The following is a 19,359-nucleotide window of genomic DNA, read 5'->3' on the forward strand; positions in this document are numbered from 1 at the left end:
CGCCGCCGGACATCTTCACTGGGAGTGGAGGAGTGCTGGAACCCCTGCGGGGTGTTCGCCTCCTCCACTCCCTTTTTTCATGCCCGAGAACGGCGCCCTGCGCGAGTCCGCGCACCGTGCTGAGCGGACGGCGGTGTACGCGGTGCGTCGTTCCGCTCACCTCGGGCCCTCCGGCCCATCGTGATGCGATCGCCTCCCGGTAGACTCAGCTGTCGGATCCGTCGCGCCGTGCGAGCCGGTGCCGGAGGATCCCGGAGCGGTCCGCCGCCTCGTGCTGTACGCAATCTAAGCCTGGGTGCACCTCCTTGGTGCCCCGCTGAGTTCCAGGAGAGCCATGCCGTCCACGCTGCCGGGCGTACCCGACATCGACGAGGACCTCGCGAACCGCATCCTCGAGCGTCTCGGCGCCATCGAGCATCACCTGCGCGACTCCGTGTCGATCTCCGACGACATGATGCGGTGGACGGGCCGGCACCTGATGGACGCCGGGGGCAAGCGCGTCCGGCCCATGCTGGTGCTGCTCGCCGCGTCCCTGGGCGACCTCGATGCCGAGGGCGTCCAGGACGCGGCGGTCCTGGTCGAGCTGACGCACCTGGCGAGCCTGTATCACGACGACGTCATGGACTCCGCTCCCACCCGGCGCGGCACCGACAGCGCCCACGCCCTGTGGGGGAACAACGTCGCCATCCTCACCGGCGACTTCCTGTTCGCTCGGGCGAGCGGGCTCAGTGCCCGGATCGGCTCCGCGGCGGTGCGGCTCCATTCGGAGACCTTCGAGCGGCTCTGCCTGGGTCAGCTTCACGAGACGGTCGGCCCCAAGGCGGGCGACGATCCCTTCGCGCACTACATCTCCGTCCTCTCGGACAAGACCGCCTCGCTGCTCGCCCTCGCCGGTGGCCTCGGTGCGATGCTGTCCGGCGCCCCGGAGGGGACAGCGGAGGTGATGCGCCGCTACGGGGAGAAGGTCGGGGTCGCGTTCCAGCTCGCCGACGATGTGCTGGACCTCGAGAGCGACGCCGCCACCAGTGGCAAGACACCCGGCATCGATCTGCGCGAGGGTGTTCCCACGATGCCGACGCTCCTGGTGCGGCGCCGGGCCGCGGAGCACCCGGATGCGCGCAGCGTCGAGATCGTCGAGCGCCTCGACGGTGACCTGAGCTCGGACTCCTCCCTCGCCGAGCTGGTCGCACTGCTGCGTGCGGACCCCGCGCTCGAGGAGACCAGGCAGCTCGCAGGTCGTACAGCGGACGAAGCGATCGCGATCCTGGCGGAACTGCCTGCAGGGGACGTCAGGGACGCGCTGGAGGGCTTCACCACCACCCTGGTGCGCCGGAGCCGCTGAACTGCAGACGAGCCTCAGCGACGGCGCGGCGCCGGGCGCTGGCTTCACGGATTCGTGATCCGGGACTCGTGGTGCCCTGAGCGCCCTGCGAGTACCCTGTACAAGGTCCCGGAAGCGGCTGATCCGACCTCGGGGGTGCGTCTGACGGCAGACGCAGCGAGGTCGGCAGCGCCCGTGCCACGAATCGAACAGGCCCTGGGGGTATGAGCATGTCCGACACCGCTGTATCGAAACGGCGCGCGGGGAGACGACTGACCGTCGTCTCCTCGGCCGTGCTGGCGGTGGTGGCGCTGGTGCTGACGGGCTTCGCGATCCGCTATCCAGGACTGACCTCCTCCGACGTGGAGGTCTCCAACGGTGGCGTCTGGGTCGCCAATGAACAGCTCGGCCTGCTCGGCCGGTTGAACGTCGACGCCGGGGAGCTCGACGCACGGCTGTCGTCGACCGGCCAGGACCTCGACATCATCCAGTCCGGATACACCGTGCTGGAGACCGGGCCCCGGGGGTTCACGCCGATCAACACGGCATCGGTCACCCGCAACGGCCTGGTCGAGCTGCCGGCAGGCACGACCGTCAAGATCGGGGGAGACCGCATCGTGATGGCCGCTCCGGACGGGCGCGTCTGGATCGTGTCGCCGGAGCAGGCCGCGGCCTTCAGCCCCGGATCCGTGGAACCCGTGCTCGAGGCCGGGAACCGCCAGCGGCCGGTCGCCGTCTCGGATGACGGCGTGGTCTTCGTCCTGGATGGGTCAAATCTGCTGACCTACCCCTGGGCGTCGGACACCCGCGACACCACGGCAGAGGACCCGATCGAGGTTCCCGGAGTCTCGCAGAGGACCGAGGCGATTCAGCTCTCCGCCGTCGGGAACCGGCCGGTGATCCTCGACCGTGAGAACCAGCTGCTGCGCGTGGGCACCGAGGGCGACGAGTACAGCCTCGCCGACTACGGGGTCGCCTCCCTGGAGAAGGCGCAGCTGCAGCAGTCCGGGCCCGCCGCGGACACGTTCGTCGTCTCCACGGTCGACGCGCTGTTCAGCATCCCGTTCGACGGCGGCACGGCACTGCAGATCGATGCCGGTGGGACCGGCACCGACGTCGTGAAGCCGGCCCAGGTCGACGGCTGCGCGTACGGAGCCTGGGGCGGCTCGAAGCGCTACGTCCGCGCCTGTGACGGCCAGGACCCCGTCGCGGAGACCATCCCGCAGGCGGACAGTGCGGCAGACCTCTCCCTGCGCGTCAATCAGGATCTGGTGGTCCTGAACGACCAGAAGTTCGGCCTGTCCTGGGAGATCATGGACAGCATGCAGCTGGTGGAGAACTGGGTGATCAACCAGGACATCCAGACCAGCCAGGAGGAGGAGAAGGAGAAGGAGACCCTCACCACCACGATCACCAACACCGCCGCTGAGCGGGACGAGGAGAACCGGGCGCCGACGGCGAACGAGGACACCTTCGGCGTGCGGCCCGGCAAGAGCATCGTGCTGCCGGTGACGAAGAACGACACCGATCCCGACGGAGACATCCTCACCGTCGGAGTGCAGGGCGACCAGCCGAGCATCGGCACCGTCTCCCCGATCCGCGGCGGCACCCAGCTGCAGATCGAGGTCGCCGCCGACGCCACCGGCACCGGCACCTTCACCTACCAGGCCGATGATGGCCGGGGCGGCACGGACACCGCGAGGGTGAACCTCGAGGTGCGGGCGGAGGGCGAGAACTCGCCGCCGGAGCCTGCCGAGAAGACCATCACGAAGGTGCAGGTCCGCTCGGGTGAGGAGATCAGCTTCAACATCCTGCCGTACTGGGAGGATCCCGACGGCGACGCGTTCTATCTCGCCAATGCCACCGTCCCGCCCGAGGACCTGGTCACCTTCCGCCCTGATGGGCTGATCACCTTCAACGACGCCGGCCTGGCCCCGGGCACCAAACAGATCCAGCTCACCTTCCGCGACGAGAACGGCCTCGCCGCGGAGGGCATCGTCGAGATCGAGTCCGTGACCGAGTCGGACCTCGCGCCGATCACCACGGCGGATCATGCCAGCGTCGTCGCCGGCCGCAGCACCACCATCAAGCCGCTGGTCAACGATCTCAACCCCAATGGGGGAAACCTCGAACTGCTCAGCGTGAGCGAGACCGAGGGGCTGGAGGCCGAGCCTGCGCTGGAGGCCGGGACCATCGAGATCACCGGGAGCACCCCGGGCACCTACTACCTCGAGTACACGGTCGCAGCGAGCGGCGCCAGCACCGCGTCGCTCGGCCTGGTGCGGGTGGACGTCGTCGAGCCCACGACGGATGAGCTGAAGCCCGTCGCGGTCGATGACATGGGCACCGTCACCACCGGCGCCGACACGCTGCTGGATCCGCTGGAGAACGACGTCGACCCCACCGGAGGCGTGCTCGTCGTCAACTCGATCGATGTCCCCGCCGGGAGCGGGCTGAAGGCCACCGTCGTGAACCACCACCTCGTCCGGGTGGAGGCGGAGCCCGGGGCGACGGTCACCGACGAACCGGTCCCGGTCTCCTACGAGGTCGCGAACTCCTCGGGGACCACCACCGGCACGATCCGGGTGATGGTCGTCAGCACCGACACCCAGTTCGCGAATCCCGAGGCGGTGCCGGACCGGGCGGTGGTGCGCGCCGGGGACATGGTCAACATCGACGTGATCGCGAACGACATCTCGCCCACCGGCTCCGATATGCACCTCGGCAGCGAGATGGGGACCTCCCGTGCCGAGGATCTCGGCCACACCGAACCGAACCAGGACCAGCTCCGGTTCCGTGCCGATGACGACGCCAGCGGCGAAGCGGTCGTACAGTACCAGGTGGTCGACGAGACGGGCCGGACCGGCTCCGCACTGGCGTACATCACGATCGTGCCCCGGGACGCGGAGAACACCGCCCCCCAGCCCAAGAACCTCACCGCTCGGACCGTGGCCGGGACCTCGGTGCGGATCCCGGTGTCCACGACCGGCATCGACCCCGATGGCGACTCGGTGATGCTCACCGGGATCGCCAGCCCGATGCCCGAGCTCGGTGAGATCGTCAGCGCGAACGGGGAATGGATCGAATACCTGCCCTACGACGACTCACGCGGCACCGATCAGTTCCGTTACCAGGTGATGGACCGCCACGGTGCGATCGGGATCGCAGAAGTGCTGGTGGGGGTGGCCGCGCCGAACGAGGCGAACCAGGCCCCCTATGCGGTCGATGACGTCGTGGAGGTGCGCCCCGACCGCGAGGTGCAGATCCCGGTGCTCGACAACGACACCGACCCCGAGGGCGACCATCTCGGGATCGTCCGCAGTGATGTCGAGGCGATGACCGAGATCAAGGAGATCCCGCCCGGCGAGGGGGAGGAGGACGGCTACCTCACCGTCGTCACCCCCTCGGAGTCCGGCACCCATACGGTGCTGTACTCCGCGACGGACGGTCAGCTGAAGAGCTCCGCGACCGCCACCATCAAGGTGGCGAGCAACGCACCGCTGCGTTCACCGGTGGCCCGGGACGATTTCGTCAAAGCGGCGGACGTCATGGATCCGGAGACGCAGTTCATCGATGTCGACGTGCTGGCCAACGACTCGGATCCCGACGGCAGCACCAACGACCTCGAGCTCGAGCTCGACGGCACCTCCGACGGGGCAGAGCTGCGTGAGGACGGGACCATCCGGATCGTGCCGCAGGAGGAACAGCAGCGGATCCGCTACCTCATCACCGACATCGACGATCTGGAATCGGCCGGCTACATCTGGGTCCCCGGCACCGCGAAGCAGGCCCCGGTCTGGGTGGGCCCGCCGCTGAGGGTCCAGGCCGGCTCCGAAGGGAGCATCGACCTCGCTGACCCCAACAACGTGCGGGTCCGTCCCGGCGCGGAGTCCGTGCAGATCACCGACCCCGGTCTGGTCTCCGCGCAGCACAGCGACGGCAGCCAGCTGGTCCAGGACGAAACCACACTGGTCTATCGCCCGGCCGAGGGCTTCTCCGGCAACGACACGATCACCGTCGAGGTCACCGACGGCGCCGTCGGAGACCCTTCGGCAGCCACGGCGACCCTCGCGATCCCCGTCGAGGTCGCGCCCGAGGAGACGAACCTCCCGCCGACCTTCCAGGGCGCGCAGCTCATGGTCGAGCAGGGCGGTCCCGCCACCGCCGTCGACCTCTCCGAGGGCGCCGAGGATCCGGAGGGCGAGACCCTGGACTATGCCCTGGGTGAGTTCGAGGCGACCCCGGAGGTCACGGTCGGGCTCGAGGGATCGACGCTGACGGCGACCGCGACCTCGAAGGCCACCAAAGGCGGCACGCTCGAGGTGCCGGTCAGCGTCTCCGACGGCACCAACCCCGCCGTCCCGGCCACCGTCCAGCTCACCGTCGGCGGATCGCAGCGCCCCGAGATCTCCACCACCCTGGACGACGTGGCGATCGACGCGGGCCGGACCGAGAAGGTCGATGTGCTCGCCAACGACTCGAACCCCTTCCCGGGCGGCGACCGGACCCTGACCAGTGCGTCACTGGTCTCCGGCGAGGGAGAGGTCTCCCCGACCGGGGACCAGATCACGATCACTCCGGCCGAGGACTTCCACGGCATTCTCACCGCCCAGTACACGGTTCTGGATGACACCGAGGATCCGGAGCGGGAGGTCTCCGGTGAGGTGCGGGTGACCGTGCGCGGGCATCCGGAGCCGCCCGCGGCGCCGCGGATCGGGGAGGTCGGCGACGGATTCGTGGAGCTGACCTTCAACGCCGGGGTGGACAACGGTGCCCCGATCACGGGATACACCGTCTCCTCCGCGAGCGGTCCTGCGGTGACGCAGGAGTGCGCCTCCACATCGTGCACCCTCACGGGACTGACGAACGATACCGAGTACACCTTCCAGGTGGTCGCGACCAACGACGTCGGCCCGTCGGATCCGTCGGTACCCTCCGCGGTGGCACGACCGGATGTGCGGCCCGAGCAGCCGGCGGCGCCGTCGGTGCAGCGCGGGGACGAGCAGCTGACGGTCACCTGGACCCCGCCGGTCAACCGCGGCTCCGCGATCCAGACCTACGAGGTCCAGCTGCAGAACACCGCCACGCAGGAGGTCAGGGCCCCGCAGGAGGTCTCCGGCGGGACCACCCAGACCGTGTTCCCCGGCCTGGTCAACGGTGTGGACTACCGCTTCCGGATCCGGGCCAGCAACCTCGCCGAGCAGCCCTCCGACTGGTCCCAGTGGTCTCGGGCGGAACATCCGGCCGGAAAGCCGAAGGTGCCGGCCGGCACCCCGACCGCGGAACGGGTCAACGATCCGCGTGGCGGTGGTATCACCGTGACCTGGCCCGCGATCACCAAGGACGAGGCCAACGGCGAGCCGATCACGCAGTACATCGTCACCGCCTCGTCCGGAGCGTCCCAGACGGTCGATGCGTCGAAGACCTCGACCACGTTCCTCGAGATGGATGAGAACTCGGCCCACAGCTTCACCTATACGGGCGTGAACTCCGTGGGCCGCGGCGGGACCTCGGGATCCTCGAACGCGGTCACTCCCTGGTCGAAGCCCTCTGCTCCGACCGGGGTCTCCGCCACCATGCCCAGCGAGGGCGAGGGCAAGGGCCCGAACGGGAGGGCGACGGTCCAGTGGAATGAGGCGAATGGCAACGGCACCACGATCACCAAGTACGTGGTGCGCTGGAACGGCGGGTCCAAGACGGTCGATGCGTCCACGACCAGCGTCGCCCTCTCCGGCCTGAAGAACGGGACGAGCTACCGGTTCACCGTCGAGGCCCGCAACGGCTTCGAGGCCGACGGCGGCGTGAGCGATCTGTCCACGAGGTCCAATGACGTCACGCCCTACACGAGCCCCGCGAATCCCTCGGTCTCCACCGCGAACGGCAAGTGCACCGACGGGAAGAGCTGCCCGGTGACCGTGAAGGCCTCTGCGAACGGCGATGGCGGCGCGGGGAACAAGACGCTCCAGGTCCGCATCAACGGCGGCGACTGGCAGGACGCAGGCACCTCGTTCTCGAAGACGTACCAGGTGAAGTCCGGCGGGAAGGTCCGGATCCGGGCGCGGGTCGTGACCCGCCCGACGACGGCTGATGGAGGGAAGACGACCATGACCTCCGGGACCGTGGACAGGACCCGGAGTGCGCAGACGTACACCCCGCCGAAGCCCAGAGTTGCCGCCGGCGAACCCGACTGGGACGCGAAGGGGAGTGCGAACGGCGAGCCCGAATGCCTCTCGAACCGCTGCACCTATTTCACGATCACCTTCGAGAACATGGAGCCCGGCAAGACGTACAACGTCAACTATGCGAATGATGGCGACGACAGCTGGGCGAACTTCGACCTCACCGCCAATGCCGATGGCAGGGTGACGACTCCCGTCCGCTGGTACGGGTACTGGCCGGCGACGGGAAACCCGAACCGGGTCACCATCGACGGTACTCACGTCGGCTCCTATTACAGTCCGTGAGGCGAGGCCCCTCCGCACCCGATCGCGTCCTGACGGACACCGCACCGAGCTCCTCCCACCGAAAGCAGACTCCCCGCATGAGCATGACCCCCGAACAGGCCCACTGGTTCGCCGAGACCTTCGACAAGCTCGTCCAGAGCGTGGGTCAGGCGGTCCTCGGCAAGAACGAGGTGGTGCGCCTGGTGCTGACATCGATGATGGCTCCCGGTCACGTGCTGCTCGAGGACGCCCCCGGCACCGGCAAGACCTCCTTGGCCCGTTCGATCGCCGCGACCGTCCAGGGCACCAGCACCCGTATCCAGTTCACCCCGGACCTGCTGCCCTCCGACGTCACCGGTGTGACCATCTACGACCAGAACACCAAGTCCTTCGAGTTCCACAAGGGCCCGGTCTTCGCCAACGTCGTGCTCGCCGACGAGATCAACCGTGCCTCGCCCAAGACCCAGTCGGCGATGCTCGAGGTGATGGAGGAGGGGCGGGTCACCGTCGACGGCGTCACCCATGAGGTCGGCAACCCGTTCATGGTGATCGCCACCCAGAACCCGATCGAGCAGGCCGGCACCTACCGCCTCCCCGAGGCCCAGCTGGACCGCTTCTTGATGAAGACCTCGATCGGCTACCCCGACCACGCCTCGAGCGTGCAGATCCTCCAGGGCTCCGCGCTGCGCGACCGCAGCAGCCAGCTGACCCCGAGGATCTCCTTGCAGGCCGTCAACGACATGACGGAGCTGGCCTCCACCGTGCACGTCGATCCGGCGGTGCTCGAATACGTCTCCCGGCTGATGGAGGAGACCCGCCTGGCTCCCGAGGTACGGGTCGGGGTGTCCATCCGCGGCGCGCTCGCCCTGATGCGAGCGGTGAAGGTGTGGGCTGCGGTCAACGGACGCCATTACGTCATCCCCGACGACGTCAAGCACCTGGTCGAGCCGGTCTGGCTGCATCGTTTCGTGCTCGACCCCGAGGCCGAGTTCGCGGGCACCACCGCCAGGACCGTCATGACCAAGATCCTCAGCGAGGTGGCACCGCCCCAGGCGCGACAGCAGACGGCATGAGCTCCCCGCACAGTCTCCCCACCGACACCGCCGATGCGAAGGCGGCGAAGGCCGAGGCCAAGAAGCGCCGCGGCGCCGCCACGGCGGATGCCCGGGCGGCCTCCCGTCGGCGGCGCCACCAGGCCCGGAGCGACCGGTCCTCCGGCAGCACGCCCTCCGCCCCTGGCGCGGCGAGCGGTCAGGGCCCGGCGCCCGACGGCGCCTCCAGCACCGGGCTGGCCGGTCTGCGCGATCGCGCGGTAGAACTGTGGCTGCGACGCCTCCATCCCGTGCTCGACGTGGTCTCACCCATCGGGTGGGCGGTCCTCGCCGTCACCGTCGCCTGCTGGGTCGCCGGTCTCGCCCTGCACGTCACCGAGCTGAACGTGATCGCCTTCGCGCTCACGGTGCCACTGGTGATCGCGGCGCTGTTCGTGCTGGGCAAGGCGTCCTACAAAGTCACCCTCGACCTGCAGACCCATCGCGTGGTGGTGGGCACCCGTGCGGTCGGGCGGGTCGAGGTCGCCAACCCCACCCAGCGCACGATCCTGCCCTCGCGCATCGAGCTCGCCGTCGGCTCCGCGACCGCACAGTTCATGGTGCCGAGGCTGGCGGCGGACGCCGAGCACGAGGAGCTGTTCGCCGTGCCCACCACACGACGCGCCGTCCTGGTCGTCGGCCCGGTGCGCTCCGTGCGCGACGACCCGCTCTCGCTGATGCGACGCCAGGTCACCTGGGCGAAGGAGCAGGAGCTGTTCGTCCACCCCCGCACCGTGCGGCTCGACGAGGCGGCCAGCGGCTTCCTGCGCGACCTCGAGGGCACCCCCTCCTCGGACCTCTCGAGCTCCGACATCGCCTTCCACGCCCTGCGCGACTACGCACCCGGCGATGACCGGCGCCACGTCCATTGGCGCACCACCGCCCGCACCGGCAAGCTCATGGTGCGCCAGTTCGAGGAGACCCGACGCTCCCACGTGGTGGTGGCGCTGGACAACCTCGCCGAGCACTTCGCCAGCGTCGACGAGTTCGAGCTCGCGGTCTCCACCGCGGCCTCGATCTCGGGACAGACCTTCCGCGAGGAGAAGGAGCTGACCCCCTTCACGCTCGATGAGCGCCAGAGCACCCGGACCCTGCGGCAGCTGATGGACGATTACACCGTCGTCGAGCAGCTCAAGGAGCGGGTCCCCTTCCACGAGCTCGGCCAGAAGGCCGCGGACCTCGCCCCCAATGCCTCCGCGGTGATGATGGTCGTCGGCTCGCACACCACGGCACGGGAGCTGAACTCCGCCGCCCACCAGCTGCCGATCGGAGTGATGGCCGTCGCGATCCGCTGCGTCGACGGAGCAGAGGTGACGCGGTCCGCGATCGGTGGACTCGACGTGGTGACCCTGGGCTCCCTCGACACCCTGGCCAAGGCGCTGCGGGCGGTGGGTCGATGAGCAGCACGAGAGCCGCGGACCAGCGCCCGCCCAGCTACTTCTCGACCGTCTCCCACGGCCGTCGTGCCCTGGACATCACGGCGCTCGCCGCACTGTTCGTCCTCGCCATGCTGGGCTTCCACCACGTCTACGGCGGGATCCAATACCTGCTGACCGGGATCATGGCGCTGGTGTTCGGCACCCTGATCGCCCTCATCGGTGCGCGCTGGCGCTGGGGTCCGCTGCGGATCACCCCGCTGGTGCTGCTGGTCCACTTCCTGTTCGGGCCGATGTTCGCGGCGCCGACGCGAGCGATCTGGGGGATCATCCCCAGCCCCGGTGCGCTGTGGGAGCTGCTCGCGGCACCCGTGACGAGCTGGAAGTCGGTGCTGACCGTGGCGCCGCCGGTGGGCGTCGCCCAGGGCGTGCTCGCCGTGGTGTGGATCAGCGTGCTGCTGCTGACGCTGCTGGGGATGAGCGCGGTGATGCGCCACCGGCGCTACCTGATCGCCTGGCTGTTCCCGCTCGCGCTGCTCGGGGTCTCGATCGCCTTCGGCACCCACCAGGCCGTCTCGCCGGTGCTGCGGGGCGTGCTCTACGCGATCATCTCGGTGGCGTGGCTGACCTGGAGGTTCGAGGGAGCCCGGCTCGCCGATGCGCAGTCGACCATCATCTCCGACACGGTGCGTCCCGGCTCCTGGCAGAACCCCGTGCTGCGTCGTCGTGTGATCGGGGGAGCGGTGGTCATGGCGCTCGCCGGCGGCGGTGCCGTCGCCGCGCACTCCCTGCTGGAACCGCCCTCGGGAACGATCCGCTACGCGGTCCGCGACCACATCGCTCCGCCCTTCGACCCGCGCGAGTACGTCTCGCCGCTGTCGGAGTTCCGCGGATACCTCAAGGACCAGCGGGACGCGGAGCTGTTCACCGTCTCGGGCATGAGCGGCGGGGAGCACATCCGCCTCGCCACCATGGACCAGTGGGACCTGCAGGTCTACAACGTCGCCAGCAGCACCGACACGGGCAGCGACTCGGGCACGTTCCTGCGCACCGCCTCGGGGGTCGACCTGCACGAGGGCAGCGCGGCCGAGCAGACCTCGATGGTGACCATCGGCGATTACACCGGGGTGTGGATGCCCACGGTCGGCACGCGCACCCACCGCATCGACCTCGAGGACATGTCCCCGGAACGCTCGAGCATCACCGCCGAGAACCTCTACCTGAACCAGCGTTCGCAGACCCTGGTCAACTCTCGCGGAGTGCGGGCGGGGGACACCTACGAGCTCTTCTACGAGCCGTACACCGAGCTCACGGCCGAGCAGCAGCGCACGGCGACGTTCTCCGACCTCGCCCTGCCGGACAACGCACCGGTCGATGCCTTCGTGCAGTACGCCGAGGAATGGTCGGCGAACTCCGAATCCGATTTCGCACGGTTCCAGAACCTCTCGCGCGCGGTGAAGACCGACGCCTACTACTCGCACGGGCTCGAGGAGGACACCGCCTCGATGTCCGGCCACGGTGCCAGTCGCCTGCTGGCGATGATGGAGGAGGTCGGCTTCGACAAGGACGCCCCCGACGCCCAGCCGCTGGGACGGATCGGCGACGAGGAGCAGTACGCCGCCCTGCTCGCGGTCCTGGCCCGCTCGATCGACATCCCCGCCCGCGTGGTGATGGGCTTCGAGGTCCCCGAGGGCCAGGAGGGGACCGTCACGATCACCGGTGACGATGTCACCGCCTGGGTCGAGGTGTCCTTCGAGGGCATCGGCTGGGTGCGCTTCGACCCCGCGCCCGATGAGGACGAGGACCCGACCCAGCCCGAGCCCAAGGAGGTGGAGAAGCCGCTTCCACAGGTCGCCCAGCCGCCGCCTCCGCCCGCCGAGCCGCCGAGCCCTCCGCCCGGCGCGATGAGCCAGGACTCCGACGAGGAGGAGGAGGACCTCCCCGAGCCCACCCCGTGGGTGGTGTACGTCGGGGTCGGGCTGATCCCGGTCGTGGTGCTCCTGTTCGCGGCGCTCGCCGTGATCGTCGCCAAGGGGATGCGCCGAGGACGACGTCGCACGCGGGGCACGCCGCCGGCCCGGATCGACGGCGGCTGGCAGGAGATCCTCGATCTGCTGGCCGATATGGGGCGCGCCCCGGATCCCTTGTCGACCAGGACGGAGATGGCCGCCCGCCTGGATGCTGACCTCCCGACGATGGGTGCGGCGAGCCTCGCGGTCCGTGCCGATCGTGCCGCGTTCGGGCCGGATGATCTCCCGGAGGCGGCGGCCGAGGAGTACTGGGCCCGGGTCATGGCGGCGCGGCGCAGCATGTCCGCTGCGGTGGCGTGGCACAGGCGGCTGCTCGCGGCGCTGTCGCTGCGTTCCTTCCGCCGGCGGTCCGCGGATCGCCGCAGCGCGAAGAAGCGGATCCGGGCCCGGGCCCGGGCCCGGGACAAGGCGGTGCGCCGCTCCGAGGCGATGCGTCGTCGACGCTCCTCGCTGAGCGGTACCGCGACGAGACGGACGTCATCGAAGAAGGGTCGTGCCTGATGGGCCGGACGCGATACTGCAGCACCTGCGGCACGCTGCTCTCCGACGGGGCGGTGATCTGCGGCGAGTGCGGCGCGCGCTACCAGGCCTCGCCCTATGAGCGCCGTGCCACCGACGCCCCCGGTGCCTGGTCGCAGGCGCCCGCGCAGCGATCGCGGGATCTCGGGCGCGAGGACGGGGCGGCCCCGCAGGACGAGGGCGTCGAACTCATCACACGCGATGCCCTCGCACCGAAGAGCCCGAGCGCCACGACGCTCCGCAGCCGGGAACAGTACGATCAGGTGATGGTCACGCAGCCTCCGATGCAGCACAACGGTCCCGGGTACGCCTCGGGCGCTCCCAGCGGTCCGGGCTCCCCGGTCGCGGCGCCCCGTGCATCCTCGACCGGGCCCGAGATGGCGCCGCCGTTGGACGGCTGCTCCCCGGCATCGCCGCTCAAGCGCCTCCTCGCCGCCCTGATCGACGCCGTGCTCAGCACCCTGATGGTGGTCCCGCTGATCGTCGGTGTCTCGCTCATGATCGCCTCGGGGACCGCCGGCACGCTGTCGCTGGTCCTGATCGGGGTGGGCGTCGCACTCCCGCTGGCGTACGCGCTGCTGATGATCTGGCTGGTCGGCGCCAAGGGCTTCACACTGGGCAAGCTGAGCCTCGGCCTGCGTCTCACCCGGACGACAGCGGGGGGACCCCTGGGGTTCCTGCGCTCCGCGGGCCGCTGGGTGCTGTACGGGCTGGTCCCACCGGTCATGGCGCTGTCGATCTTCCTGGATCCGAAGCGGCATCTGCGCGGCTTCCACGATCGGGCCGTGGACTCCACCGTGGTGGATATCAGGACCGGTCGCAATCCGATGAAGCCGCGTCCTGACGACTTCGAGCGGGCGGGGGCCGAGCACTACCTCGGTGCCCCGTCCGTGGCGGTGTCCACGCATGAGAACCTGCTCGCCGAGCCCGGGGCGGCGTGGAAGGACTCCGCGCAGTCCGCACCTGCGCAGCCGGAGACCGCCGGCTGGGGCGATGCGCAGCAGCAGGGAGCGCCGAGTCCGTACGCACCGCACCTCTCGGGCGGCTCCGCTCCCTCGGCCGCCGACGCTCCGATGACGAGCGCTCCGTGGTCGTCGCCGCCGGCGCCGGAGCCTGCCGCATCGCAGCAGCCCGCCGATGGCGGCTGGGCGCCGCCGCCGATCGACCCGATCCCGCCGCCGCAGCCGTCCTGGGGCCAGCCGCCGTCCGCCCCGGCGGCCTCGCCCAGCGGTGACGCGCAGGGATGGGCGCCGCACATGCCCCAGCCGGAGCAGGCCGTGCCAGCCCCCCACGGCCCGGGGACCGAATACCCCCCGAGCGACCTCACCGGCGATGCCTGGGACGTCGAGGACCACGGCGTCGACGAGCAGACCCGTCTCACCGTGGCGGACGATCCGCTGGGCGACCTCGAGCAGACCCGCATCTCCGCGGTGCAGCTGCCCCCGGTCGCGCAGCTTCGCCTGACCACTGATGACGGTGGTGAGCGCATCGTCGAGAAGGCTGTCGTCATCGGGCGCAATCCGGCCGCGCCCGGCGACGAGGTGCTGTTCGTGATGAAGGACGACACCCGCTCGGTCTCCAAGACGCACCTGCGCATCGACGGCACCGGCGAGGACGTGACCGTGACCGACCTCGGCTCGACGAACGGCTCGAGCATCCTGCGCGCGGACGGCTCCCGCGAGAACCTGGTGCCGGACTCCCCGACGGTCCTGCCCCCCGGGGCACAGGTGACGCTGGGTGATCGGACCGTGACCGTGGAGAGGATGCAGTGATCGACCGCTCCCTGTCGGACCCGGATCTCCACGGCACGATCCGCGTCGTCTCCTCGGCTGCCACGCATGTGGGGCACGTGCGGGCCACCAATGAGGACAGCATCCTCGAGGTCCCGCCGATCTTCCTGGTCGCCGACGGGATGGGTGGGCACAACGCGGGCGAGGTGGCCAGCGCCATCGTCGTGGAGGAGTTCGAGACGCTCACGCTGCAGGAGAACGTGACCGTCGAGCAGCTGGGAGAGGCGCTCCGCTCGGCCGCGGAGCGGATCGGCGATCTCAGCGGGGAATCGACGCTCGGCGCCGGCACCACGGTCTCGGCCGTCGCCACGATGGTCCTGGACGGGATCGGCTACTGGGTCGTGCTCAACCTCGGTGACTCCCGCGTGTACCGCCTGTCCGGGGAGATCTTCGAACAGGTCAGCGTCGACCATTCGGTGGTCCAGGAGCTGATGGACCGCGGAGAGATCTCGGCGGAGCAGGCCAAGGTGCATCCGTACCGGCACATGGTCACCCGCGCCCTCGGCGCCGGACCCGAATCCGATCCCGACTACTGGCTGATCCCCGCCGAGGCCGGTGATCGGATGCTCATCTGCTCCGACGGCCTGACCGGAGAGGTGGACGACGCCGCCATCGAACGGATGCTGCGCAGCCCTGCGGATGTGCGCACCGTCTGCGGGGACCTGGTGAGCCGCGCGCTCGACGCCGGCGGGCACGACAACGTCAGCGTCGTCGTGGTCGAAGCGGTCGAGGTGGTGGGCCAGTCCCTGGCCGCCGAGGACACGGCGGGCCACGGATCCGCCTCACCCGACAGCGCCGATCTCGAGGTCGATGAGGACACCCTCCCGCGCGGGATCACCGAGGACGGCACCGGGCGATGAGCGGGACGAGCGACGGCGAGGACACGACACTGCTCGGCGCGGGGACCTGGACCAAGCAGGGGCCTGCCACGCTGGTGCTGCGGGAGAACGCCTGGGTGGTGCTCGTCCCCGGTCTGCGCAAGCAGGTCATCGAGGCGGCCTGGACGGTGCTGGGCGAGAGACCCGCCCCGGAGGACTTCCTGGACCGATTGGTGGACGTCGGCGAGCTCGGGAGCGCCGACAGGCTGACGGCGCTCCTGTTCGGCTTCCACGACGGTCCGCGCGGCGTCTTCGGCGTGAAGGGGAAGACGCCCATCGCCGTGTACACCGAAGAGGGCGCCCAGCAGATCGCCGGCTCCGACGACGAGCCGTTCGTGCTGCGCACCCTCGAGGGCGTCCGCCGGACGGCCTTCGGGGAGCTCCCGCTCGAGGACGGACTCGGCGCTCCCCGCCTGGAGGCGGGGATCGTTCCGGTGCGGGGATTCGTGCACGTGACGGTCGATCCCGCCGAGCTGGAGGAGAGCGCACGGGCCGCCCTCGCCGAACAGGTGACGAAGGACGGACGCTCGATCGAGGACCCGGAGGTGACGAAGCGCCGCGCCGAGCGCCCCGCCCCGGCGCCGGCCAGCACTGCCGCATCGGCGGCGGCTGGACCGGCCGCCGGCACCCCCGCGGCAGCGTCCTCGACAGCATCCGGCAGCGGTGCCGGCGCGACCGCTCCCGCCGCCGGCAGCACCGCCCCCACCCCCGAGTCCTCGGCGCCGAACATGTTCGACGGTCTCTTCGCAGGCGGCTCCTCGGCATCGCGGGCGGCGGCCCCTGCCGCAGCGAGCACCTCCGCACAGACCCCGGCTGCGGCGACGTCTGATGCTCCCGCCGCCGGCGCATCGACCGGCGCATCGACCGGCGCGGACCCGGCACCGCCGTCGGCCTCCCGCAGACGCCGCCTCGTGAGCTCCTCCCTGTTCGACCGCACGCGCCGCAGCGCTGCGGAGGAGATGCCTCCCGCAGCTCCGGCTCCCGGACCTCCGGTCACGGTCCCGACCCCCGTGCCGCCGGAGGCCGGCGACACCCAGCGAGCCCGGCGCTCCGCAGCAGCGGAGTTCGTCTCCCCGGACACGCAGGTCGCACCGGTGGACGCGGAAAACGAACGGGAGGACCGCCCCACCCCCGCGCCGCGCCGCGCCCCCGCGCCGCGCCAGCACCCGGCGCCCCGTGCCTCCACGTCGGCGCCGGCCGGGAGCGAGCTCGAGAACACCGGGGCGTACGACGACCTCTTCGGCAAGACCGTCTTCCGTCGCATCGAGGATGCAGCGGTCCGGCGGGCCGGCGACGAGGACGGCGATGAAGGTGCGGAGAGCGCGGCGACCGGGCCGGAGCTCGCGGAGGCGAGCCCGGAGGCGTCCGCGCCGCGCCCGGACCCCGGTCCCGAGGCCGTGGTCGCGCCCGCCCCGGAACCGGAGCCCGACTCCGCCCCCAGCGAGTTCATCGACTGGGTCCCCGGAGTGGGTCGCACCGCCCCGGAGATCGCCCAGACCGCAGCGCGACGAGCCGTCGCGCCATCGGCACCCGAGCCCGCGTACCCGCAGGTCCACATGGCAGAGCGGCCGCCCGCCCCGGACACGGGCTCCCGTCCGTCGCCGACACCGCCATCGATGCCGGCACCGGATCCGGTGCCGGGCCGGTTCGGGGGCTCGCCGAACCCGCCGCGCCCGACACAGCCCGGTGCCGCTGCTCCGCCGCCCCGGCAGGCTCCGGTCCCGCCGACGGAGAGCTCGGGCCCGACCGCCGGCAGTGCCGTCGCGCTGCCCGGCCTCGTCTGCGCCCACGGCCACCCGAACTCTCCTGAACGGGCGGCCTGCCGCACCTGCGGGGCACCTCTGCAGGGCGCGACCCGCACCGTCGCCCGGCCGCCGCTGGGCGTGGTGATGATCTCGGGAGGCGCGCGGTTCGTGCTGGACCGCACCGCGATCGTCGGCCGCCGGCCCCGGGCCTCCCGGGTCAGCGCGAACGACGTGCCGCAGCTCGTCACCGTGCCGAGTCCGCAGCAGGACATCTCCCGCTCGCATCTCGAACTGCGGCTGGAGGGCTGGCACGTGGTGGCGCTCGACCTCGGGACCACCAACGGCACCACCCTGCATCGGGCGGGCTTCGAGCCGGTGCGCCTGCGGCCCCGGGACGGAGTGGTCCTCTACGACGGGGATCTTCTGGACCTCGGGGACGGCGTGCAGCTGACGTTCGGAGAGAGGGTATGAGTTCGAGACCCCCGTCGCGACCGCCCCGGCTGCCCGGCTACGAGTACGAGCAGCTGCTGGGTTCCGGGGGTTTCGCCGACGTGTTCCTGTATCGCCAGTTGCGCCCGCAGCGGCGCGTGGCGATCAAGGTGCTGCTGTCCACTGTGCTCGACGAGTCGGTGCGGCGCCTGTTCGACGCCGAGGCCAACGTCATGGCCCAGATGTCGACCCATCCGTCGATCGTCACGATCCATCAGGCCGAGGTCTCCGACGACCACCGGCCGTACATCGTCATGGAGTACTGCCCGCGCCCGAACTACGGACTCCGCTTCCGCCGGGAGCGGATCACCGTCGCCGAGGCACTGCGGGTCGGGGTGCAGATCGCCGGCGCGGTCGAGACCGCCCACCGCGCCGGGATCCTCCACCGTGATATCAAGCCCGCGAACATTCTGGTCACGGACTACAACCGACCCGCGCTGACCGACTTCGGCATCTCCATCGCCACCGGGCAGGGGGACGACATCGAGGACTCGCAGGGGATGTCCATCCCGTGGTCACCGCCGGAGTTCTTCGCCGATCCGCCCCGCGCGGACGTGCGCTCCGACGTGTTCTCGCTGGCCGCGACCGTCTATTCGCTCCTGGCGGGACAGACCCCCTTCGAGCGGCGCGGACAGCGCAACACCGCCTCCGACCTCATCCAGCGCATCGAGAGCCAGCCGCTGCAGCCGCTGGAGCGGCCCGACGTGCCCGCGGAGCTGAACCGGGTGCTCTCGGTCGCCATGGCGAAGGAGCAGGTCGGACGCTACGACACCGCACTGGCGTTCGGTCGGAGCCTGCAGCAGGTGGAGCTCTCGCTCTCGCTGCCCGTGACGCAGATGGACGTGCTCGACGACCGCGTCACCGCAGCCGCGCACAGCGACGAGGACGACGAGCTCGACATGCACACGCGGATCCGGAAGGTCGCGACCGTCGACCCGGAGTCCGCGGGCGTCACCGGACCGGGCACGAGGCGGCCGCTGGACCCCTATGCGGGTATCGCCCCCGCTGTGGGATCCCCCGCCGGCCCGGGCCACGCCTCGCGCCCCGGGGGGCCGAACGGCACCGGCGGTGACCCGGGGGCGGTGGAGTCGACCATGCTGCGCCCGGTCGCCCTCGGCTCCCCCTCCACCACCCCGCCCCACGCGGGCGTCGGTGCCGGTGAGGAGCCGCGCGAGGAGAAGCCGAGGACCCCGGTATGGCCCTTCGTCACCCTGGCGGCGCTGCTCGTCGTGGTGATCGGGGTGGGCGCGAGCCTCGGGGTGCGCCACGTCCTGGTGCCCGAGCCGACCCCGATCGCGACCACCGACATCAACGTCGCGACCTCGAAGCCGGATCCTCCCGGGGAACCGACGGCCATCGAACTCCAGGTCATCACTCCTGGCGCAGGCACCGAGACCGGGATGGTCAGAGTCACCTGGGAGCCGCCCGAAGGCGTCACCCAGGAGGACCACTACCGGGTCCGGTGGAAGGACATGCCGGAGAACTACGCGGACGAGTTCGGCCTCTGGCAAGAGGTCCACGGGCGCAATTCGATCGCCCTGCCGATCCCTCCGCAGCTGCCGGGGCCGTGCGTCGAGGTGCGGACGATCAACCCGAACGGGCTGGCCAGTGCACCGGTGGAGCAGTGTCTGTCCACCGGGTGACAGGTACCGTGCATCCATGAGCGACGACAGAGAT

General features: G+C 70.6%; 9 protein-coding genes. All 9 read left to right on the top strand.

Annotated elements, in window-relative coordinates; translation table 11 throughout:
• The first annotated feature begins 334 nt into the window (after positions 1-334).
• The 9 genes from ACHUEU_RS09280 to ACHUEU_RS09320 all read left to right on the top strand — a co-directional run bounded on the left by ACHUEU_RS09280 (position 335) and on the right by ACHUEU_RS09320 (position 19,325).
• On the top strand, positions 335-1,342 hold the full coding sequence (locus ACHUEU_RS09280; protein WP_394215655.1) for a polyprenyl synthetase family protein: 1,008 nt from the start codon (positions 335-337) through the stop codon (positions 1,340-1,342).
• A 203-nt stretch (positions 1,343-1,545) separates the two neighbouring features.
• On the top strand, positions 1,546-7,785 hold the full coding sequence (locus tag ACHUEU_RS09285) for an Ig-like domain-containing protein (RefSeq protein ID WP_394215656.1): 6,240 nt from the start codon (positions 1,546-1,548) through the stop codon (positions 7,783-7,785).
• 77 nt (positions 7,786-7,862) lie between these two features.
• Complete coding sequence (locus ACHUEU_RS09290; RefSeq protein ID WP_394215657.1) at positions 7,863-8,837, top strand: AAA family ATPase; 975 nt, start codon at positions 7,863-7,865, stop codon at positions 8,835-8,837.
• Positions 8,834-10,255, top strand: coding sequence for a DUF58 domain-containing protein (locus ACHUEU_RS09295; RefSeq protein ID WP_394215658.1), 1,422 nt, complete (start codon positions 8,834-8,836; stop codon positions 10,253-10,255). Before ACHUEU_RS09290 ends, ACHUEU_RS09295 begins: the two co-directional genes overlap by 4 nt.
• Positions 10,252-12,762, top strand: a complete 2,511-nt coding sequence (locus tag ACHUEU_RS09300; protein WP_394215659.1) for a transglutaminase domain-containing protein — start codon at positions 10,252-10,254, stop codon at positions 12,760-12,762. Before ACHUEU_RS09295 ends, ACHUEU_RS09300 begins: the two co-directional genes overlap by 4 nt.
• Positions 12,762-14,552 (top strand): RDD family protein, encoded by a 1,791-nt coding sequence (locus tag ACHUEU_RS09305; RefSeq protein WP_394215660.1) that lies wholly within the window; start codon positions 12,762-12,764, stop codon positions 14,550-14,552. The genes ACHUEU_RS09300 and ACHUEU_RS09305 overlap by 1 nt, the downstream gene beginning before the upstream one ends.
• Positions 14,549-15,430: a PP2C family protein-serine/threonine phosphatase gene (locus tag ACHUEU_RS09310; RefSeq protein WP_394215661.1), complete on the top strand. Its 882-nt coding sequence runs from the start codon at positions 14,549-14,551 to the stop codon at positions 15,428-15,430. Before ACHUEU_RS09305 ends, ACHUEU_RS09310 begins: the two co-directional genes overlap by 4 nt.
• A complete protein-coding gene (locus tag ACHUEU_RS09315; protein ID WP_394215662.1) occupies positions 15,427-17,664 on the top strand; it encodes an FHA domain-containing protein in 2,238 nt (745 codons plus the stop codon). The genes ACHUEU_RS09310 and ACHUEU_RS09315 overlap by 4 nt, the downstream gene beginning before the upstream one ends.
• A complete protein-coding gene (locus tag ACHUEU_RS09320; RefSeq protein WP_394215663.1) occupies positions 17,661-19,325 on the top strand; it encodes a serine/threonine-protein kinase in 1,665 nt (554 codons plus the stop codon). The genes ACHUEU_RS09315 and ACHUEU_RS09320 overlap by 4 nt, the downstream gene beginning before the upstream one ends.
• Positions 19,326-19,359: the final 34 nt, after the last annotated feature.

It is taken from the genome of Brachybacterium vulturis (assembly GCF_043641765.1).
In the GTDB taxonomy this organism is placed as follows: Bacteria; Actinomycetota; Actinomycetes; order Actinomycetales; family Dermabacteraceae; genus Brachybacterium; species Brachybacterium vulturis_A.